The organism is Flavobacterium sp. TAB 87 (genome assembly GCF_001529295.1).
GTDB lineage: Bacteria > Bacteroidota > Bacteroidia > Flavobacteriales > Flavobacteriaceae > Flavobacterium.
The window spans coordinates 24,337-46,507 of the sequence record NZ_LLWK01000029.1 but is presented as its reverse complement, the minus strand read 5'-3'; the positions used below and the strand labels follow the sequence as shown (position 1 = coordinate 46,507).

Annotated in this window: 21 protein-coding genes; 8 read left to right on the top strand and 13 right to left on the bottom strand. The window is 34.1% G+C overall.

Annotated elements, in window-relative coordinates; all coding sequences use genetic code 11:
• Positions 1-4 precede the first annotated feature (4 nt).
• A complete protein-coding gene (locus tag AP058_RS02560; RefSeq protein ID WP_066306626.1) occupies positions 5-1,069 on the bottom strand; it encodes a DUF2891 domain-containing protein in 1,065 nt (354 codons plus the stop codon).
• A gap of 80 nt (positions 1,070-1,149) precedes the next feature.
• On the opposite strand from AP058_RS02560, the gene AP058_RS02555 reads away from it, so the two are divergent.
• On the top strand, positions 1,150-1,389 hold the full coding sequence (locus AP058_RS02555) for a hypothetical protein (protein ID WP_066306625.1): 240 nt from the start codon (positions 1,150-1,152) through the stop codon (positions 1,387-1,389).
• A 77-nt stretch (positions 1,390-1,466) separates the two neighbouring features.
• On the opposite strand, the gene recQ is transcribed toward AP058_RS02555, so the two are convergent.
• Positions 1,467-3,662: a DNA helicase RecQ gene (gene recQ, locus AP058_RS02550; protein WP_066306624.1), complete on the bottom strand. Its 2,196-nt coding sequence runs from the start codon at positions 3,660-3,662 to the stop codon at positions 1,467-1,469.
• An 85-nt stretch (positions 3,663-3,747) separates the two neighbouring features.
• Here recQ and AP058_RS02545 point away from each other — a divergent pair, with 85 nt between their 5' ends.
• From AP058_RS02545 to AP058_RS02525, 5 genes are all read left to right on the top strand, one after another.
• On the top strand, positions 3,748-4,713 hold the full coding sequence (locus AP058_RS02545) for an SIS domain-containing protein (protein ID WP_066306774.1): 966 nt from the start codon (positions 3,748-3,750) through the stop codon (positions 4,711-4,713).
• Positions 4,713-5,516, top strand: a complete 804-nt coding sequence (tatC, locus tag AP058_RS02540; protein ID WP_066306622.1) for a twin-arginine translocase subunit TatC — start codon at positions 4,713-4,715, stop codon at positions 5,514-5,516. Before AP058_RS02545 ends, tatC begins: the two co-directional genes overlap by 1 nt.
• 1 nt (position 5,517) lies before the next feature.
• On the top strand, positions 5,518-5,868 hold the full coding sequence (locus AP058_RS02535) for a carboxymuconolactone decarboxylase family protein (RefSeq protein WP_066306619.1): 351 nt from the start codon (positions 5,518-5,520) through the stop codon (positions 5,866-5,868).
• 143 nt (positions 5,869-6,011) lie between these two features.
• Complete coding sequence (gene lptB, locus AP058_RS02530) at positions 6,012-6,752, top strand: LPS export ABC transporter ATP-binding protein (protein ID WP_066306617.1); 741 nt, start codon at positions 6,012-6,014, stop codon at positions 6,750-6,752.
• Positions 6,753-6,828: 76 nt separating this feature from the next.
• A complete protein-coding gene (locus AP058_RS02525; protein ID WP_066306614.1) occupies positions 6,829-7,050 on the top strand; it encodes a DUF5808 domain-containing protein in 222 nt (73 codons plus the stop codon).
• A 292-nt stretch (positions 7,051-7,342) separates the two neighbouring features.
• Here AP058_RS02525 and AP058_RS02520 read toward each other — a convergent pair whose 3' ends face one another.
• A complete protein-coding gene (locus AP058_RS02520; RefSeq protein ID WP_066306612.1) occupies positions 7,343-8,194 on the bottom strand; it encodes a glycoside hydrolase family 25 protein in 852 nt (283 codons plus the stop codon).
• A gap of 7 nt (positions 8,195-8,201) precedes the next feature.
• Positions 8,202-8,918 (bottom strand): phosphatidylcholine/phosphatidylserine synthase, encoded by a 717-nt coding sequence (locus AP058_RS02515; RefSeq protein ID WP_066306610.1) that lies wholly within the window; start codon positions 8,916-8,918, stop codon positions 8,202-8,204.
• A gap of 268 nt (positions 8,919-9,186) precedes the next feature.
• Between AP058_RS02515 and AP058_RS02510 the strand changes: the two genes are divergently transcribed.
• Both AP058_RS02510 and AP058_RS02505 read left to right on the top strand, forming a co-directional pair.
• Positions 9,187-10,173 carry a PorV/PorQ family protein gene (locus tag AP058_RS02510; RefSeq protein ID WP_066306607.1) on the top strand — a complete coding sequence of 329 codons (987 nt, stop codon included), beginning with the start codon at positions 9,187-9,189 and terminating at the stop codon, positions 10,171-10,173.
• A 69-nt stretch (positions 10,174-10,242) separates the two neighbouring features.
• Positions 10,243-11,334 (top strand): DUF4105 domain-containing protein, encoded by a 1,092-nt coding sequence (locus AP058_RS02505; RefSeq protein WP_231739486.1) that lies wholly within the window; start codon positions 10,243-10,245, stop codon positions 11,332-11,334.
• 100 nt (positions 11,335-11,434) lie between these two features.
• Here the strand turns inward: AP058_RS02505 and AP058_RS02500 are convergent, their stop codons facing one another.
• The 9 genes from AP058_RS02500 to AP058_RS02460 all read right to left on the bottom strand — a co-directional run bounded on the left by AP058_RS02500 (position 11,435) and on the right by AP058_RS02460 (position 21,866).
• Entirely contained in the window at positions 11,435-12,805 is a 1,371-nt protein-coding gene (locus AP058_RS02500; protein WP_231739484.1) for an exopolysaccharide biosynthesis polyprenyl glycosylphosphotransferase, read from the bottom strand.
• An 84-nt stretch (positions 12,806-12,889) separates the two neighbouring features.
• Positions 12,890-14,260, bottom strand: coding sequence for an O-antigen ligase (locus AP058_RS02495; protein WP_066306600.1), 1,371 nt, complete (start codon positions 14,258-14,260; stop codon positions 12,890-12,892).
• On the bottom strand, positions 14,253-15,338 hold the full coding sequence (locus tag AP058_RS02490) for a glycosyltransferase (RefSeq protein ID WP_066306598.1): 1,086 nt from the start codon (positions 15,336-15,338) through the stop codon (positions 14,253-14,255). Before AP058_RS02490 ends, AP058_RS02495 begins: the two co-directional genes overlap by 8 nt.
• Positions 15,335-16,453, bottom strand: coding sequence for a glycosyltransferase (locus AP058_RS02485; RefSeq protein ID WP_066306595.1), 1,119 nt, complete (start codon positions 16,451-16,453; stop codon positions 15,335-15,337). Before AP058_RS02485 ends, AP058_RS02490 begins: the two co-directional genes overlap by 4 nt.
• Entirely contained in the window at positions 16,450-17,457 is a 1,008-nt protein-coding gene (locus AP058_RS02480; RefSeq protein ID WP_066306592.1) for a glycosyltransferase, read from the bottom strand. Before AP058_RS02480 ends, AP058_RS02485 begins: the two co-directional genes overlap by 4 nt.
• Positions 17,450-18,451: a glycosyltransferase family 2 protein gene (locus AP058_RS02475; RefSeq protein WP_066306589.1), complete on the bottom strand. Its 1,002-nt coding sequence runs from the start codon at positions 18,449-18,451 to the stop codon at positions 17,450-17,452. Before AP058_RS02475 ends, AP058_RS02480 begins: the two co-directional genes overlap by 8 nt.
• Positions 18,448-19,470 carry a hypothetical protein gene (locus AP058_RS02470; protein ID WP_066306587.1) on the bottom strand — a complete coding sequence of 341 codons (1,023 nt, stop codon included), beginning with the start codon at positions 19,468-19,470 and terminating at the stop codon, positions 18,448-18,450. The genes AP058_RS02475 and AP058_RS02470 overlap by 4 nt, the downstream gene beginning before the upstream one ends.
• Entirely contained in the window at positions 19,471-20,325 is an 855-nt protein-coding gene (locus tag AP058_RS02465) for an FkbM family methyltransferase (protein ID WP_066306585.1), read from the bottom strand.
• 5 nt (positions 20,326-20,330) lie between these two features.
• Positions 20,331-21,866, bottom strand: a complete 1,536-nt coding sequence (locus tag AP058_RS02460; protein WP_066306583.1) for a glycosyltransferase family 2 protein — start codon at positions 21,864-21,866, stop codon at positions 20,331-20,333.
• Positions 21,867-22,171 lie beyond the last annotated feature (305 nt).

The window sequence follows — 22,171 nt, the reverse complement described above, 5'->3', positions numbered from 1 at the left end:
TGCTCTATTTCACCTTAGCTGCTTCATCAAATGCACGTAACGCAAAAGAAGCCAACCAATGTTCTCCTTCATAATTACCATCAACAACCGAAGGCAAAGAAAAATTAAGATGCTGATCTGCTAATGGTTTCAAATAACTAAATTGTTTCGGATATTGCTGAATTAAGCGGTACAAATTCCAAGCACGACTAAAGTTCAATCCATCTAAATGTACCAAATGTCCATCCGTTCGGTCTGAAACTTTAGCAACTTCCCAGTTGAAACTTTTAGTAAATAAAGCTGGTGCAAAAGACTGCAACCATTTTAAAAATTCCTTTTCAGGTAAAATACGCTGCATGATTCCCATTTCTTCCATACATGGAGATAAAAAATCAGTACCGCTTGGCTCCCAATTAAAAGGGCAATTTTGATCTTTCTGAAAAAGCCTAATCGCGTTGTCACTAATAGATTTTTGCAATTCTATATTTTTAGAATGAACAGCATAGTCGCAAGCAAAACTAAGTCCAAAAGCCGTATTAGTATGTGTACCAGCACGAACGGGATACATTAATTTAGGCAGAAAATCTAAATACCGTTGCACGACTAAATCACTCAATGGTTGCAGATTTACCGCTAAGTCTTTTGCATACAGATCAGTACTTGACTCCAATTCTAATTGCAGCTTTAACAACCACGTCCAGCCATACGTGCGCTCAAATGCTTTCTCGTGGCCTTTATTGAAATAAGCAATTTCTTGTTGAATATTTTCTTTGGACAAATTGGCTTTTAGTTGAGCAATAATAAAATCACGTTGTGCCAAATCTGGAAATTCACTTAACAAATACACTAAACTCCAATGGCCATGAACCGAAGAATGCCAATCGAAACAACCATAAAAAGCAGGATGCAATACTTTTGGCGAGAGAATTTCGGTGTTATCGATGAGCAGTTGATTTAGTTTATTCGGGTATTCTTGCTGCAAACATTTAACTGGTAGACTTGCTAAATGATTGGCTCTTTCGACCGTTAAATGCTGAGCAAAAAAAGTGGTAGAAATAAACATAAACAGCAATTGCATGGTGATTTTCATAGCGGCGATTTTTATCAAATATAAAAAAGAATAGACAAACTTTGTACCTTTACTCCTTTCAAACTTAGAACCGTATTATAATGTCTAGACAAATAAAATTAATTTGGGATTTTCGCGGTCCAGCCGCAGCAAAAACGGCCGAGCACCACGATATTCATCTAAAAGAATATATCGCAATCAAAGAAATAGAGCCCAATATTTCGGGTTTCGAAATTAAAAACGACATGTACGCCATTGCGTTTATGGTGGTAACGGATGAAAATATGATATTGGTAAGAGATGCTTTAAAACCGCATCGAGGAGAATTGTACGAAGAATAAATGCTATCAAATAAAAAATCCAAATTTCAATAAACAGTATATTGAAATTTGGATTTTTTTATATTTTTATCTAAAATTTAATTGGCTACTTCACTAATGAATTTAATACGCATCAAACGCAATTCATCAATATCATAATCGCCATCAAATTCTTTTAAGGCTTCATTTATTTTATCAGATTCTGACTCCATAAAATAATCATGAATTTCTTCTTGCTGGTCTTCGTCTAGCATATCCTCCAACCAATAGCTAATATTCAATTTAGTTCCCGAATACACAATTTGCTCCATTTCTTTAATCAACGTATCCATAGACAATCCTTTGGCTGATGCAATATCAGTTAAAGGTAATTTTCTATCAATATTCTGAATAATATACAATTTATTTGCCGAATTGACGCCTGTCGTTTTAACGACCAAATCATCGGGACGAATAATATCATTATCCTCTACATATCGATTGATTAATGCGACAAAATCTCCACCATATTTCTTAGCTTTTCCTTCGCCAACACCATGAATATTATATAATTCTGGAATTGTAATTGGATATTTTAAAGCCATATCCTCCAAAGAAGGATCTTGAAAAACGACAAAGGGCGGTACCCCTAATTTTTTAGCTACTTTTTTACGCAATTCGCGCAACATATTCATCAAAACTTCATCGGCTGTAGCAGATGTCTTTGAAGCGGTTACAATAGCATCATCACCAGCTTCATTGTACTCATGATCTTCAGACATCAAGAAAGACGACGGATTTCCAATAAAATCCAACCCTGATTTAGTGATCTTTATAATTCCGTATGTTTCAATATCCTTAGATAAATAGCCTTCAACTAAAACTTGGCGTAGCAAGGCCATCCAATATTTTTCGTCATGACTTGAACCCGATCCAAAAAAAGATTGCGAATCAGTTCTATGCGCTTTAATTACAGCGTTTACACGCCCAATTAAGGTAAAAACAATTTCTTTTGATTTGTAGATGTGCTTGGTATCTCGAACCGTTTGCAGTAATTTGACCACCTCATTTTGGGCTTCGATCTTCGTCTTTGGATTCCGAACATTATCATCCATATCAGCTCCATCTCCAGTTTCACTGCTGAACTCTTCACCAAAATAATGCAATAAAAATTTGCGCCTTGACATTGAAGTTTCGGCATAAGCAACGACTTCTTGCAATAACGCAAAACCAATTTCTTGTTCAGCAACTGGTTTACCAGACATGAATTTCTCTAACTTTTCCACATCTTTATAGGAATAGTATGCCAAACAATGCCCTTCTCCTCCATCACGACCCGCACGACCAGTTTCTTGGTAGTAACTTTCGAGTGATTTTGGAATATCATGGTGAATTACATAACGTACATCGGGCTTGTCAATTCCCATTCCAAATGCAATTGTAGCAACTACTACATCTACATCTTCCATCAAAAACATATCTTGATGCCTTGCTCTCGTCTTCGCATCTAAACCGGCGTGATAAGGCACGGCACTAATTCCGTTTACTTGTAAAACTTCGGCAATAGCCTCTACTTTTTTACGACTCAAACAATAAATAATTCCAGACTTACCTTTATGCTGACTGATGAAACGAATAATATCCGACTCTACATTCTTGGTTTTTGTTCGAATTTCGTAATATAAATTTGGTCTATTAAATGATGCTTTAAAAGTAGTAGCATCGACCATGTCCAGGTTTTTTAAGATATCCTCTTGAACTTTAGGAGTTGCAGTAGCAGTTAAGCCAATAATTGGAACATCACCTAACTGTTTGATAATGTGTTTAAGATTTCGGTACTCAGGACGAAAATCATGCCCCCACTCCGATATACAGTGTGCCTCATCAATAGCTACAAAAGAAATGGTCACCCCTTGAAGAAACTGCACATACTCTTCTTTTGTTAAAGATTCTGGCGCAACGTATAATAATTTGGTTAAACCAGAAGTAATGTCTTTTTTTACTTGCGTTATCTCCGTTTTAGTTAGAGACGAATTTAAAACGTGTGCAATTCCATTTTCTGAAGACAAACTTCGTATTGCGTCCACTTGGTTTTTCATCAAAGCGATCAGCGGCGAAACAACAATTGCAGTCCCTTCTTGAATCAAGGCAGGAAGCTGATAACATAAGGACTTACCTCCGCCCGTCGGCATAATTACAAAAGTGTTTTTTTGATCTAAAACGCTCTTAACAACTTGCTCTTGTAAGCCTTTAAATTGGCTAAAGCCGAAATACTTCTTTAATTCTTTATGTATTTCAATTTCGTTTGAATTCATTCTTTATTGTATGGTATTTTGTCTAAATTTGCACCTTATAAAGATACAACTTTCTTTCATACATACAAATTTTAACTATTCTGTTTTGATTACAAAAGAAAATATACTGGCGACCGCAAAAAAGACGATACTCTCTGAAAGCGAAGCCATTACAAAATTAGCCACTTACCTTGACGAAAACTTCAGCAAAGCTGTACAATCCATTTTTGAGAGTAAAGGCCGTTTAATTGTAACGGGAATTGGCAAAAGCGCCATCATTGCGCAAAAAATGGTTGCTACTTTTAATTCGACTGGAACACCTTCACTTTTCTTACATGCTTCCGAAGCCATTCATGGGGATTTAGGCATGGTTCAAAAAGAAGATGTCATTATTTGCATTTCAAAAAGCGGAAACAGCCCCGAAATTAAAGTTTTGGTGCCTTTGTTAACTCGTTTTGGAAATACTTTAATCGCAATGACTGGCAACATGACCTCGTTTTTAGCAAAAGGTTCCACTTATGTTTTAAATACAACTGTCGATGCTGAAGCCTGTCCCATCAACTTGGCTCCAACGAACAGCACAACTGCACAACTTGTTATGGGTGACGCACTTGCAGTTTGCTTAATGGAACTGCGTGATTTTAAAGCAGAAGATTTTGCCGTTTACCATCCGGGTGGTGCTTTGGGCAAAAAATTATTACTTCGTGTAAAAAATATGATTGAACACTCTCTAAAACCAATGGTAAGTCCAGAGGATTCTGTTAAAAAAGCAATTTTCGAAATATCAGAAAAACGTTTGGGCGTTACGGCTGTTATAGAGAACAATATTGTAATCGGCATTATAACCGATGGAGATGTTCGTCGCATGTTAAACGACAGAGATTCTATTGCCGATTTGACCGCTAGGGAAATTATGACAAAAAACCCAAAAATGGTAACTTCTGAAACTATGGCTGTAGAAGCCCTAAATATCTTAGAAGATTTTTCGATTACCCAATTAATCGTAACTGACAACGGTGAATACAAAGGCGTTTTGCATTTGCATGATATTTTAAAAGAAGGAATTGTATAATGGCAAAGAAAAACCTTAACCAAATGTCCTTTTTGGACCATTTAGAAGATTTAAGATGGTTACTTGTTCGAAGCAGTGCAGCCGTTGTAATTATGGCTATAGCTACTTACTTTATAAGTGACTTTTTATTTGATACAATCATTTTTGGACCTACTCGCCCGACGTTTTTTACTTATGTCTTTTTCTGTGATTTAGCTCGTGAATTAGGCGTAGAAAGTATTTGCATCACCGATTTATCGTTCATCATTCAGAATACTGAAATGGAAGGTCAGGTCAATATTTTTGTTTGGATGTGTATTTTGTCTGGTTTCATACTCAGTTTCCCTTACATTCTATGGGAAATCTGGAAATTTATCAGTCCTGCTCTGTATTCCAATGAAAAAAAACATGCGCGTGTTTTTATTTTCGTTTCGTCATTACTGTTCTTTCTAGGCGTACTTTTTGGATACTACGTAATCATTCCAATGTCGATAAATTTTGTTGCTACATTTACCATAAGTGATGTTGTAATTAATCAATTCACCATAAATTCATACGTAGGATTAGTAAAAACCAGTGTTTTAGCGGGAGGTTTATTTTTCGAATTGCCTATTATTATTTATTTCTTAACTTCACTAGGCTTAGTCACACCAGTACTTTTACGTAAATATTGGAAATATGCAGTTATTGCAATTTTAATTATTGCCGCCATTGTAACCCCGCCAGATGTAGTAAGCCAGACAATTGTTGCATTACCAATGTTAATTATTTATGAGATTAGTATTTTAATTTCGAAATTTGTGTACAAAAATAAAAAGGACTAAAATGGCAGAGACTATCAAAGAATTCAATGAGTACCGTTCTAAAATGAACGAGAAACTTTTGGCTGATAACAATAAAATTGTAAAACGCATCTTTAACTTAGACACTAATGCTTATGCAGCAGGCGCTCTAGATGTAAAAACCAAAGAACTTTTAGGCCTAGTTGCCTCCGCAGTTTTACGTTGCGACGATTGCGTAAAATACCATTTAGAAACCAGCCATAAAGAGGGCGTTACTAGAGAAGAAATGATGGAAGCAATGGGAATTGCTACGTTGGTGGGAGGAACAATCGTAATTCCGCATTTGCGAAGAGCCTACGAGTTTTGGGAAGCTTTAGAAGAAAGTGCTGAGTAAATAGAATTTCTCAGCGAATTAGAAATAGCTCGCACGATCACTTTCTGAACTTAAATTTAAATCAACCCGGAAATAAACGGAAATCGTTTCTTTATACTGAAGAAGTAAACAACTCAGTAACTAAGCAACTAAGCAACTAAAAAATGAAACTAAGAGCCGAAAATTTAATCAAAACCTACAAAGGACGAAGTGTTGTAAAAGGGATTTCTGTGGAAGTGAACCAAGGTGAAATCGTTGGACTTTTAGGACCAAATGGTGCCGGAAAAACAACTTCTTTTTATATGATTGTAGGATTGGTAAAGCCAAATTCGGGTAATATTTACTTGGATAATATGGATATTACCAACTACCCAATGTACAAAAGAGCCCAAAATGGAATTGGTTATTTGGCTCAAGAGGCTTCTGTATTTAGAAAATTAAGTATTGAAGATAACATTTTAAGCGTCTTGCAACTTACCAAGCTTTCAAAAGAGGAGCAAATTGCTAAAATGGAAGAGCTTATATCTGAATTTAGTTTAGAGCACATTCGTACCAATCGAGGCGATTTACTTTCGGGTGGGGAACGTCGACGTACCGAGATTGCAAGAGCATTAGCTACTGATCCAAAATTCATCTTATTAGATGAGCCTTTTGCAGGAGTCGATCCTGTTGCGGTTGAAGACATTCAGAGAATTGTAGCGCAGTTAAAAAACAAAAATATCGGTATCTTAATTACTGATCACAACGTACAAGAAACTTTAGCAATTACCGACAAAACCTACTTAATGTTTGAGGGTGGAATTTTAAAAGCTGGAGTTCCAGAAGAGTTGGTGGAAGATGAAATGGTTCGTAGAGTGTATTTAGGTCAAAACTTTGAGTTGCGAAAAAAGAAATTGGAATTTTAACAACTATATTTCGCGGTTTTTTTTTTACATTTAGTAAGGAGAATTTATAGATTTTATAAACTTTAAATAAGACTAATTGAAGTCAGAGAAACCCACTCCACAAGATTACGAAAATTGGACCAATGATCCGGACAATTGGGTTTGGGGACTATTTTACTTCAACCCAAAAGACGACCGTATTTTTCCGCCAAAAAAAATAAAATGGATGGGTTGGACTACCAATTTTGCCAATCCGCATTCTGTTTTTGCAATTATAGCTATTTTAATAATATTGATACAATTGAGTCGAATCCGCTAATTATAAGTTCAAATGCACGCAAAAACAAATGACATTTCGCCATTCTTTAATTCATTCAGATTGTAAACTAAAATCGACAATTGTATCACCAAAGTTTTACTTGAATAAAAAACTATAATTTTTATATTTATTCGTGACGATTTCTTCTCCGAGGAATGACAGCTTTGAGGCTAAATTTAATACCGCTGATTTCGTAAATTTGAAATCAAATCCATTTCGCTGGAATTAAATGTAGATTTAAGTGTTACTTACTTGTTTGATTGCCAACTTTTTTACTACTTCACTATCACACCTAATCTACCGTAATAAACTGTAGCTGCTGCAAATCGCCGTTGTATATATTTACATCTACAGTTCGAACAATTCCGTTAACTGCTGCCTTTTCAGTAAATTGCCAAAACAACCAATTCGGATCTATTTTTTCTCTATAAAAATTATAATTGGCAATCCAGAAAAGATATTCGCTAAACTCTTCTTTTAAAAAATCATCGTAATAACTCTCTCCAGAATAAATAATCGGCCGTACTTTGTAATGTGCCTCTACTCGATTTAACCAGCGATGCAAACCTACTTTTAAACTGTCAATAGATTGCGTTTTTGGTAGCTTTTCAATATCTAAAACTGGTGGTAAATCGCCTTTTTCTAAATGAACATTTTTGATAAAAAAATCAGCTTGTTGTATGGAGTTTTCGTTCGGCCTGTAATAATGGTAAGCGCCACGTATCAATTTTTGTTCTTTGGCCGCGATCCAATTTCTTTTAAATTGACGATCTAAGCGGTCGTACCCTGCAGTCGCTCGAATAAAAACATATTGAATCGGATATTCTTCCTCGACGGTTTTAACTAAATTCCATTTTATTTTTTCCTGAAATTCAGACACATCAATTCCCAGTGCTTTTCCTTTATGATTTTCAATCACTTGAATATTACGCACATCCGAAATTCGCTTTGCTTCAGTCTCTACCTTTGTTCCTGCCGTAAAACTGAAGTAATAAGCTAACCCATCACGATAATGATACAAAGCGGTAAAAAAACACGCCAAAAAAAGCAGGAGTAGCATCCGTTTAATAAAAAGACTAAATGAAGAATTTTTCTTCTTAGAATTGCGTGTATAAGTAGATTTACTTCTTTGCGTTTTTTTCATGATGCAATTACAACTTCTTTTTCAGAAATTTATTATTGAACGCAGACAAAAGCACGTAAGCGATAATCACTAATGCAATTCCTAAAAATTCGTAAAAAAGAACGAGTAAAAATGACAGCAATAAAAAACCGATTTGCAATGCGTTATCTTTAACTTTAAAGTTCTTTATTTTTAAAGAAAACAACGGAATTTCGGCATTTAATATGTAAGCGCTAAACAAAGTAATTAGAACCAAAACCCACTGATTGGTTAAAACTTCTAGTACCACCAAAGACTCTGAATACTGCAAAACCAAGGGCAAGCTTAAAATAAAAAGAGTATTGGCAGGTGTTGGTAATCCAATAAAGGAATCAGTTTGGCGCGTATCAATATTAAAATTTGCCAAACGATAGCAGGAACCCAATGTAATGATAAAACCTACATACGGAAAAAGAAAACTATCTGTAATTTCATGCTGGGCATTACTCATCAAACTGAACATTGCGTAACCAGGAATCAAACCACTAGTAATCATATCTGCAAGCGAGTCCAATTGCAATCCAAGCGGACTAGCAACTTTAAAAAGACGAGCAAAAAAACCATCAAAAAAATCTAAAAATATTCCCAAACAAACAAAATAAAAAGCCATCTCGTAGTCCGTTTTAGAAATGAAAACAACCGCAATACAGCCACAAAAAAGATTTAATAAAGTGATAAAATTTGGAATGTGTTTTTTGATGTTCATTTGTTTTTTAGTTTTATAAAAGAACAAATTTAGCATAATTACCGAATGAGTAGAGTGTTTAAGCTATAGATTTTTGGCAATAGCAGCATCTTTCGTATTATTTCTACTATTGAAGAAGTAAGCTCGGTAAAAAATTATATTTTTGAGGCTACCAAACTATAATCTACTGGTAAAAAAAATACAATTGAGAAAAATCATCCTTCTAAGCTGCCTATCTTTATGTACGGTAAATTACGCTCAAACCGCTCGTAAATACTCCAATGAGTTTATGAACATTGGTGTGGATGCTGGTGCATTAGGAATGTCGAATACCGCAGTTGCTTCTACTAAAGATGTAAATAGTGTGTATTGGAATCCCGCTGGTCTGACCCATTTAAAAGACCATGAATTAGGCTTGATGCATGCTAGTTATTTTGCTAATATTGCCCAATATGATTATATAGGATATGCTAGTCCAATTGACGAGGAGAGTGCATGGGGAATTTCAATGATCCGATTTGGAGTCGATGACATTTTAAACACTACTGATTTAATTGACAATCAAGGTAATCTTGACTACAATAGAATTAGTTTATTTTCTACAGCCGATTATGGTTTTACCTTTTCTTATGCTCGAAAACTCCCTGTTCAGGGTTTACAATATGGCGTAAATGCTAAAGTAATTCGACGTATAATTGGAGATTTTGCAAACTCTTGGGGGTTTGGTTTTGATATCGGAATTCAGTTCGAAAAAAATAATTGGCAATTTGGTTTACTACTTCGCGACATTACCACTACTTATAACCCTTGGAATATTGATGAAGAAAAGTATCAAAAAATAGCAGATGCCGTTCCAGGTCAAAATCAAGAATTACCAGAAACTACTGAAATTACTCTCCCAAAAGCACAATTGGGAATCGCCAAAAAATTCCTCATTCAATACGATTATAGTATTTTGGCCGCGACTAATTTAAATATGAGATTTACGCAAACCAACGACATTATTAACTCTGAACTTGTAAGTATTGATCCTGCATTAGGATTAGAATTTGGCTATACTGATTTGGTGTTTTTAAGAGCGGGAGTGGGAAATTTTCAGAATGTTACACAATTTGATAATTCTGAAAAAATAGGTTTTCAGCCCAATATTGGGGTTGGATTTAAATACAAAGGAATTCAAGTTGATTATGCTTTGACTGATTTAGGCAATCAGAGCGCTGCATTGTATTCCAATATTTTTTCACTAAAAGTAGATTTAGGAATATTTAGAAAGTAAATCAATCATTATAGTAAGCACATGACAACACCTACCTTCAAAAAAATAATTTTTATAGTTTCATTTATAATGAGTTTCTATTCAGGATTCAGTCAGAACATCGCATTATCCGATCAAGCGAAAATAAGTGTCTTGACTTGCGGAACAGGAAATGAATCGTATTCTTTATTTGGACACACCGCCATACGCGTTCAGGATTCGATACATGCGCTGGATGTTGTTTATAATTACGGTGCTTTTGATTTTAGAACGCCCAATTTTGTAGCAAAATTTGCCAAAGGTGACTTGCAATATTTTGCAATTGCCAATTCCTTCAGTGACTTCCTATCTAATTACACCGACGAAAAACGATCTATTTACGAACAACAATTAGAGATAAACAGTGCAGAAAAGCAGCAAATTTTTGATAATTTAAATCACACTTTACTATCTAACGAGCGCTTTTACACCTATAAATTTATAGATAAAAATTGCACTTCAATGGTTGTAGATCTCATCAATAAATCACTAGGAAGCACCGTTATAGTAAAAAAAGGAGATCTAGAGACAACGTATCGTTCTGTTTTGTTTCCTTATTTTGAAGGACATTTTTACGAAAGATTAGGGACTAGCATTATTTTCGGAATGAAGGTAGATGAAAAAGCGACTCGTATTTTTCTTCCATTCGAATTAAAAAGCAGTTTAGCTAAAACAAACTACAAGAATGAAAAGTTAGCCGGAAAGTCCGAAGTACTTCTCTCTTTTGAAAAGGAAGTAAATACTTCTATGTGGAATAATTGGTACACCTACTTGGTCATTTTGGCGTTAATTCTGGTCCTCAACAAAAAAGCCATTGATTTTACATACTTAACAGGTATGGGTTTGCTAGGTGTTTTCTTTATAGTGATGGGTTTTTACTCTGATCATCAGGAACTGGCCTTCAATTATAACATCTTACTTTTCAGTCCAATAGTATTGATTTTAATTGCGTTCACAATATTTCATAAGAGAAGTTTAGTTTATAAAACAGCTCTTTTACAGATTGTTATACTCTTAATTTACGGCATATTTATCGCAAGCAAAGCTCATTTTATAATTGTATTGCCTTTATTACTAACAACACTTATAATTTTAGTAAGAATTGCGGTTCGTAACGCAAAAAGAATTCCTATAATTATCTAAGAGTCCTGTGGGTTGGGATTTTAAAAAATAAAGTCGACCAAACAGTCTTAATTCACTACTTCGCTTTTGTAAGTTATTAGATCATTAACTTTAATAAAAGTTATTGACCACGATAAAAAATAACGGTAGTAATTGTTTTAAAAGTTATACTTAAGTCTAGAAAAATACTTCGGTGTTTAATGTAGTACAAGTCATATTGCAACTTTATTAAACTTTCCTCTATTGATTCGCCGTAAGAATAATTGACTTGTGCCCAACCCGTTAGTCCTGGCTTAATAATATGACGTGTTTCGTAAAAAGGCATAATCTGTGCTATTTCGCGAACGAAAAAAGGTTGTTCTGGCCTCGGTCCGATTATGGCCATGTCACCCTTTAAAATATTGAAAAATTGCGGAAATTCATCTAACCTAGTCTTGCGCATCATTTTTCCAAAAGTAGTAACACGGCTGTCATTGCTCTCTGCAAAAGAAGCTTCGACAGTGGGAACGGTTTGGGTCATCGTTCTAAATTTGTAAATTTTAAAAACAACACCATCTTTACCAATCCGCTCTTGTGTATAGAACAAAGTGCCTCGATTTCCGATTACGTTTCCGCACCAAATAACAGGAATCAATACTAAGCAACCGATCAATCCTACGATCGAAAGCAAATACTCTATAATTCGCACCACCGACAAGTATAATTTATTGTTATTACTTCGACTAAACGGAAAAAAACGATAGAAATCTCTCCCGATAAACTGAACGGGAATTCGTTGTGTTTTACTTTCGTACACTTGACTGTATTCTCGGATTACTTTGCCAGATTCCAATAATTTCAATAATTGTTGGTATAGTTCGGCTGTAATTCCATCCGTTTTTTGAGAAGCAATTACAATTTCTGAAATGCCATTTTTTGACACAAAGAAAGAGAGATCCTCCTTCGGAACTGATTGTAAGAAAGATGTTTGCTCCAGATTTGAATCATCTGAATTTACATAGCCAATTATTTTGTAGTGCGGATCAACGCTTTCTAAACCTTCAACTAATTCTTGGACTTGATCTTGGTCACATATCAAAAGTACATTTTGACTAAAACGATTCGAAGCTAAAAAATAAACATAGAATTGCCTCCATAGTAACAATCCGCCCATGATACAAATATAAAAAACCAGAATTGGCAAACGCTGTTTAGGTAGTTCTGGCGTCAAAAAGGGAGTAAACAAGTATACAAAAATTGTTGTGGTACTTGCTAACAAGGTACTTTTTAAAATATAAAAGTGATTGCTTGCTACTTGTAAGTTATACATTTCGAAAATAGATCCAAAAGCACTTAGATAAATAAGCAATAAGACAATTTTTGAAAATTTATGATGTGTGAGACTGAAATATTCGTAATTAAATAAATATTGCACCAAGGCCAACATTATAATAACAACCACAGCATCCATCAAACGCAGAATCATCTTGCGTTCTGAGATCTCAAAGTGCATTTTTGTAGTTGATTTTAACGGCATTAGTAAAGGGCTTTCTATTGATTTGGCTGAGCAAATATAAAAATTAAATCAGTTTTACCGTTAAATCCCAGCTTTACTTTCTTCGTCGAGTTTATTATGTAAGCTAGAACTTCGCTTCAGATCAATTTGTAACAGACACAGTGCATAAATAAAAGCAGGTGCAGCCGTTCGCATAGCGGCATGATTAATCGTCAACAACCAAAAGATAAAAAAAGAAAAAAAGTAAATATTTTGATAATTATTAAAGTAAAATAAGAAAGGGGTAAACAAAAGTATCAGCAAAACAGCGACTCCAAACATACCTTGTTCCGATAAAAGTCTAGTAATTTCATTGTGAGAGGCAACTTCTTGACCAATCATCTTTTCTCTATATGATTTACCTAGTCCAACACCAACTCCGAACATCGGATTGTCAGAAAATAATTGGAGCTCATTGTTCATTACCTCTTCACGACCTCCTAAACGATCTTTTTTAACGCGACCAGCTGCATCTTCATTGGCGTATCGTTTCACAATTAAACCTCCAGTTTGTATAATACTATAACTCCAAATGCTAAAAATCAATCCCATTGTAAATAGAAAAATCCATTTCAACTTCGATCTTCCTTTTGAATTTCCAAATAGATAAGCAGCAAAAAGTGCTACTGCAATCATACCTATTCCTGTCATCACGCCTCCTCTAGAAAAAGTAACCAAGGCGCGGTAACTTACGACAATAAACAACAATCCATTAACCGCGATTAGTAACTTAGTTTTGGACATAAAAACCAACTGACAAAAAAACACAAACATGCCCAGTCCTAAAATAGTGGAAACTTGGTTGGGACCAAAACCCCCAGAAGTTTCAAAATTAGATTGTGTTCCTGTAATTACATCTTGAACACTGGGATTGTACAGTACTAAATAGGTTAATGTACTGATCACGGGCAAACCGATTAAGACAATAATATTCTGCAATTGTTGGTAATTCAATCTTCTTTGGTAACAATAAATGGCACACAAACCCAAACAAATTGGACCTGAAATATTAAAAACAATTGCTTTACGTACTTCGAGCGTTGCATCTTCATAGAGCATGGTCACTAAAACGCCTGGAATTAAAAGTAAAAGATAGAGCCAGTACACGAAGGACCTCTTAGAAAAGCCACTGAAAATAAAGCCAAGTAGCATTAAAAGTGACACTACTACTTTGATATACTCGTTATTTAGGTTGCCTCCTGTCATTCGCAAGAAAACCTCCATTCCGATTAAATACCCCGAAACGTATAGTACTTCATTGCTTCTATTCTTGTTCGAAATAACATAGTAGAACCCAAAAAGAACAATTACTACAGCATATATTTTTGATAAGAATGGAATAAAAAAAATAGCCGCTGCAATAACCACATGCAACAGTACTAAACTAATATATTGTCTTTCTGATTTATTCATCTGTAATCGTTGCCTTTACCCATTGGATGTATTTTTGAATAACGGATCCAGCTGAAAATTCTTTTTCTACTTTTTGAAATAAATTAGTAGCCAAACGTTCTCGAAGTAACTGATCGTTAATTAATGCAACTAAGCTATTAAAAAACAACTCTATATTTCCTGAAGGAACTAAAAAACCACTTATTTCATCAGTCACTACAGCTGAAATTTGACCTACATTCGTTACCACAACAGGCTTTTTATTCAAACCATACTCAAGTAGCGCAACTGGAAGTCCTTCTGAACTCGAAGATAAAACTGCAATTTCAGCTTGTTCTAAAATCCACTCCACATCGCTGCATGAACCATATAAAAACACATGATCTTCTAAACTTTTATGTAATATAAAGTCCTTTATTGTACTCGAATACCCATCTCTAAAATCTTTTCCTACTAAGTGGAAAGTCCATTCTGGATATTCACTTTTTAATCTTTCGGCTACTTGCAGCAAAAACAAATGATTTTTTTGTGGTCGTAAGTTCGCCAAACAGACAATGCGCTTACCGTCTTCACCTTTTAAAAAGGTAGCTAGAGCAATCCCTTTTTCAGAAGTAGCAAAATTATGTAAATAAATTGCGTTTTTGAAATGCAGTTTACTCTGAGACCATTTTTTTAAATTATCATTTACCGCTATAATTCCGCTAAAAAAATAAGAAGAAATACGCAGAGCTTTTGTTGGTCTATCTTCTAAAAAATCACTGTTCCCATAATGGTCGTGCCAGATTATTTTAATTTTTGGCATAAAAAATTTAAGCATTACGGCTGTAAAGGAGGAAGAACTGTGCGCGTGAATAATATTAACACGATTCAGTTTAACGAATTTTCGCAACTTTAAAATTGCATACACATCTAAACTGCTTTTTTTAAATAAGCAGCTGTAAGCAACTTGCTCTTTTATTTGAGTTTTCAGAATTCCTCCTTTTCGTGTAGCGACCAAACCCGAAAACGCAATCGTTTCGGCAAGTCCATTAGCATATTGTACTGCCATGCGCTCCGCTCCACCGGCTTCCAAGGAATCAATAAGCTGGACGATTCTCATACCTTTAATAATTTTTGAATTTCCGCCTCAAAATAATCTAAGGTATATTTTCGTGACCAGGTTGCCGCCAAAATTCGTTTATTTTCAAAATTATTTTTATCACTAATCAATTGCTCAATTGTCTGTGCATCAGTATACAGATCCAACGTCAATAATATACCGCGATTTCCGTAATCAATCACGTACGGAACACAAGATACGCTGGTTGCTGCTGGAATACAGCCCCAAAACATCGCTTCAGCAACCGCTTTCGGCCAACCTTCACTTTTAGAAGCCAAAACTAAAATGTGGCTGTTTTGATATGCTTCTTTGAGAATAGTTGCATTTTGATTGCCATGAAAAAATACGGCGTCAGCTAAGTTGTTATTTTTTACAAATTGTATTAAATCATTTTTCAAAGGACCATCACCATACACATCAAGCTTTACATTTCTGCCGTTTTTTAATAACTCGGCAGTGATTTCAATGGCATACATCGGATTTTTACCTGAAACTAAAGTACCTACATAAAGCAATCGAATTGTATAATCTGTTTCTACCGCTTTTAAAGCTTTTATTTCAGACTCAGTATAGGAAGCCGTAAAAAAAGGCTTTATGTTTTTTGATTGTCCTTCCCATTCTCCATAAACCAATACTTGCATGTTCTTAGTCAAAAATGTATTGCTTAATATCCACTTTTGCAATCTATAACTCCAAGGTTGTGTGCTTTTCGGATCCCAATTTCCAGCATATTTTGCAGTTTTTATTTTATTAGGAAATAATATTTGAACCAGACAACCCAATAACCCAATATTACCCGGACAACGCAAATGAATGTGATCCGCGGAATGCATAGCATTATAAATCTGCCAAATAACAAATGGGAATTTAATCACTGTTTTAATAACTTCATATAATGAAGTCAAAGATAGTTCCGGAATTTCTCGAAAATCTATTGCCGCATTTTGATACGGTAGGTCGATTGTTGACAATTCAATTTTAGTTATGGGAGCTACTATACTAACTATATCTACATTTTTTAACCAAATATTCATTTCCCGCACGTACGGTGCGTAAGCAAAATATTCATCTTGAACTCTAATATGATTGACATGGGTTATTATGCAATAAGTCAAATTCCAAAATTTATAAGATTATTAATTACAACTGTCGGCTCTAGATTATTTTTGAAATAGCTTAAGGCATTTGCCTCCATTTTTTTACAAAGTGCTTCATTACTGATCAGTTCATTTAGTACCACAGAATAATCTTCTAAAACATTTTCACGAACGTAAATTAAATGAACTCTATCTATTAATGGATTTGGTAATTCATTTTTGTGCTTTGTTGAAATAATAACTTTGCCAAGTGCCAAATACTCTCCTAACTTCCAACCATGACAAGATAAGACGGCAGGTGTGTTAAAAACAAATTTTGATAACTGTGTTTTTGATAAATATGTTTTCAAATTATATCGTTTTAAAATTAAATTGCGGTCGAAGTCCATATTATTCCCGTCTGATCTTGGCGCAAATCCCCCCTCGAAAATTATGCTATTATTTAATTTACATGCATTGATAAAATTTAATCGATTCATATTTGTCTCAAATTCCTTTTTCCAAATAGAGCTTACGAAGAAAACGCTATTATTGCTAGCAACCGACTTATGATAATAATCTTCAAGTGGCAATCTTTTATACTGTCTCCAGTAATTCGCCAAATAATTTCTCTTATTTAATAGAAATTTACGAAATTTAAAAGTGTGTTTTAAACCAAAAAAAAGGGTTTCATACAGACCCCATATTTTTATACCAAAACTAGGTCCGATAGGTACGATCTTGAGATTTGAATACTTTGAAATAAGTTCAAAATCGTAATTGATCTTTCCGTAAATATCACACCAAGCCAATTCATCTTCCCAAATCAGATTTGTATCTCTCGAATCTATCACAACCTTCAATATTTTAGTATTCTTATATTCAAAAATGATCGCAAATGTATTTTCTTTAAATTTTGGAAAATTCAAAGTTGTAAAGCAGATTCTATCTCTGCCAAAGAGCATTTCTAAACCTTTTAAATAAAAAGAATCATAAAAAACATTGCACAAACCATATATAGAAACTTTCTCTATTCTATTCATTACTTGACGGTTTATTAAAAAATAGACTCCACCAGCCTACAAAGCGACCTAAAGCTTCAGTAAAAGCTGCTTTTTTGTTTGGTGTGGTAAATGTATTAGAAAATCGTATAACTGTTAGAAGAATCGTGATGGTATGCCATTTAAACTTGTCTCTAATAAAAGGATTAGGGTTTTTAACGCGCCAGACGTACCACCCATTTCTAACCACCATCTTACCATATTGATATTGGTTCGGACGACCTGATGGTTCGTGGTTGTGTGCCAATTGGGCAGCTGTGTTTAAGAATAACTTTCCTTTTTTTGCTATTCTTAAACTAAAATCTGCATCTTCATATAAACCATAACCTTCAAAATAGGTAGAAAACTGAATTGAATCAAATACTTTTTTTCTAAAAGACGAAACTCCTCCCATTAGCTGTTCCACCTCATATATTTTCCCAGTAGGTGGCAAGAACCCAACACTTCTACCATGAGAGAATAAAGAAGAATATCCTGGAGGACAATTACTATCAAGTCCTAATTTCTTTCGTAAAACAAATCGACTACCATCTGCTCTTTTCCAATCATCAAAATAAAACTCATTTATTTTTGGCTGATAACATTTTCCAACATTAGCCCACTGCGTTTCATTAGTAATGTAACCTCCAACCCCTAATGCTTCTGGGTGAATTTTGTACGTTTGAAATACCTGTTCGAAGTAATCTGATTTTAAAACAGTGTCATCATCTAAAAAACAAACAATTTCTGAGGATTGGGAAACCTTTGAAATTCCAAAATTTCGTTGCTTGGTCAAACCTTTCTCTTGTGGAGGAACGGCATAATAAGTCAGGTTTCTAAAATCATCTTTTAGAACCGCTACTTTTGTTAGATCATTTGTAGAACCATCTATAATTAATATCTGATCCGGATAACTCGTTTGTGACAATATTGAATTCAATAAATCCAATATTGAATTCGGACGCATATATGTGCAAATAATTAAAGAAAACTTCATGCAATTTTTGAATTAAATATTGAATATATGGCACAAAAATAGGCTTCTCTCTCCAATACAGTTAGCCACAATTTTCTATTATTTATCTGCATTAATTCAAAATCACTCGCACTAATATTATTGTGAAAATCACTAAGAGTTTTTACCATTTCGGTTTCTGTTGCTAAAACACAATGCTTTTTCCAATCGATATTTTCTTGCAAAGGCAATCTAAAATCCGATTCAACAACAAAAGGAATGCGTCCCATTGCTAACGTTTCATAAAAACGAACAGAAAAATTACCTTGGCCTCTCAAACAAAATGTATACGGATTTTGTGCTATATTTTGAAAAAATTCAGTAGCTGTTTGTTCTTTTTCTTCTTCTGTTTTTGCACCAGCACGGTATTTATTTCTAAATATAAAATTTGCATTCACTTTTGGTGAATTCAGCAGTAAAGTCAGGTATTTAAATCTTAGATTACTAGAAGGATAAAAAGATTGAAAATCCGTACTTAAACTTCCGTTTAATCTTCTATAATTATATTTAATAAAAAGAAGAAACTCCTTTATTTTTTTAAGCTTGGAATTACTAGCATGACCAACAAATCCTATTTGAGGCAATTGCATTTTTGGCAGCGGATCAAACTTTCTACTTGAGGTGTCATATGGGTCAACTATAAAAGAAGGCATTATGAATGTTCGAGAATTCAATTTACTATCAAAACCACCCATCCTAAAAGTGTAGGCCATAGTTTGTAAACTGCTACCATAATCACCCGCAGAATACAACCATACTTTTTTATTTAATGCACTAGCTCTGTCAATAAAAAAAATTAAATCTTGATTCTTATTCTTCAATCCAAAATGCGCAATATCTACTGGTACCACAGCAATGTCACAATCATCAATATCAGCAACAATTTGATACTTTGCACATAAATTTGCATTCGGCAAATACCACAAATCGAATAACAAAGGGAAAACAATTTTCCTATTCGCTGCGGTTAAATAATTTGTATCAGTGTAAAGCTTTAGCATTTATTTTAAATAATCTTTTCTTGCAAAAATAGTGTTAAACTTATTAGTGTTGAAAGTAGGCTGCGGAATTATTGTCTTACTAAAAACATCATATGCGATTGGAACAAAATCCAATTCAACTAAAAATTCAAAAATTTCCTCATTGCTATGACCAAATTTTAGAGTTGACGAATTGAGTTCGATTATAATATATTTTAACATTTTATTTTTCAAAACTTCAGTAGAACCTTTTAACACAAAATATTCATATCCTTCGACATCTATTTTTAAAAAAGTTGGATTATAACCCAACAATACATCATCTAATCTTTTTACTTCAACTGCAACCACGTCGGTTTCATAAGTCATGGCCACAGCATTCATAACATTTTTTGATCTTGTAAAATTTAAAACTGCATTATTATCTCCAATACCAATATTATATGATCGAATTTTATTATTTAATTTATTCAGGATTATATTTTTTTCTAATTTCATGAAGGTTTCAGGAATTGGTTCAAAAGCAATTACATTTGATTTACATATTCCTGCGGCTATAAGTGAAAAGTGCCCGACATTGGCACCAATATCAACAAATAATTCATTCTCCTTTAGCTTATCAATCAGAAACATTGAATCTTCATAATCGAACAATTTGTAATAAATGTTAGCAACAATTCCTGCATCTCCTTTTTGCGCATAGAAGCTCAGATTATTGATCCACGGATAAATTCTTGGTTTAAGATATAGAATTTGAGAAACATTAAATTTAATATATCTAACTAAAGCAAATAAAGGAGCATCTTGGGTCAATGGATGAACTTTAAATGCTGAATATCGCGTTCTCATTTTATTAATAAAATAAATAATTCTCATCTTTCTTAGCTTTTTAACTTACTGGCCCAATAGACGCTTCTTCTCCACTTAATTTTGAAATCTTTATAAAAGTGAAGATAATTTCCAAAAGATTCGTTTTTAAGCAATTTCAGAAATAAAATTAGTTTATATCTTTTTAATTGTTCGCTCGACGAATGTTTTTGTATTACATATAAAACTGTTGGAGAAGGTTTAGGCTGAATTAGGTCATCTGCCCATTGTTTTTTTATGATTGTTCGAAATCCACCTATCGCGGCTTTGAGGTGAGTGATTTTCAGATCGGGAAAGTAAATAACATCATGGCCACGATTTCTGAGCTGCAAGCCGAAGTCTATATCTTCTCCATAACCAAATTCTAGCGCTTTGTCAAATTGAATGTTTTGTAGTGCAGCTTTTTTTACAAAACTATTGCCTGATCCAAAAATCCCAGATTGATGAGTTGTTTTGTACTCCTGAATTTCGTTAACTTGTAAATAAGCAGTTGTTATGACTGTAGCCGAGAATTCAGAAGCTTTTAAAAATATGTTCTCAAATAATTTTGAATTAAACCTATTGTCATCATCATTTAAAAACACCCACTCACTGGTTACTTCTGCTAATGCTAAATTTCTAGCATTGCAAGCGCCTGCCTGATGTGTAAAAGAATGCTTTATAGTAAAAGGCCAGCTTTCATTATTCAAATAATCCAATTCAGATGCACTTCCTTCATCTGGATTCTGTTCAATTATGATGACATTTTGAGGTAAATGAGTTTGATTTTTTAAATCGACCAGAACATCATACAAATATTTTTTTCTACCAATGGTTGGAATAACAACGTCAATTGTTTTTGTTTCAACAACTTTTCGAGAGGACTGTATTGTGATTGAATCAAAAGTATTCGCTGGAATTTTCCTTTTCTTGTAGAATAGTGCTTTAAAAAAAGCAAGTAAGGGTATTCTTTTCTCGTAAATAAATAAATTCAACAATAGCAATAACAGCCATCTGGTTCTGTAATGTTGCTTCACAAATTTAAATAACTCCGCTTCTTTCGCTGCCTTTTTATCGGAAATGCATGCGGAGATTGTTTCTAATAATTTCGGTTCGGAATAGCAAAAAATACCCAATGGCATTGCTAATTTAGCAAAAGATTGTAAAAAGTATGCGAAATTTGTATTTTGTGGAAAACTACTTTTTATAGCAAGAAATACTGCAGCATATGCGCCACCAACATCTGTGCTCAACTGCCAAGTTGGATAAGAAACTTCTTTGTTTATTTTTATAAAAGGAGATTCTTCGACATAGCCAATAGTGTTGCTCAGATAATTAGCATTGCCAGTAGTGTACGAAGCCACTATCTTTTGATGGTGAAAAATTTCAGCTAAAGCACTAGCATTTAGATTTTCTTTTTGGGAAATATGACACCAAATTAACAATTGATCAGGGTATCGCTCCGCAACAGCAAATAAAGTCGACACAATATTTTCTGTTGCCAAAACGGCTTTGTCATCAGAAGCCTCCAATGACAAGATCTTTAAATTATCATGATAAATTACAATCATTATTGTTTTTTATTTCATTATTTATCACACTTTTCAACAGAGTGCAATGTACAATATTGTCATCTCGACGAAGGAGAGATCGCACTCGTAATTAAGCTCTAAAACCAATAGCGTGTGATTCCTCGTACCTCGGAATGACATACACAACCTGTCATCTCAACGAAGGAGAGATCGCACTCGTAATAACGCTTCAAAACTTCTAGCGTGTGATTCCTCGTGCCTCGGAATGACATACACAACTTTGTCAGCCCGACGAAGTAGAGATCACACTCATAATAACTCGTCAAAACTTCTCGCGTTTAATT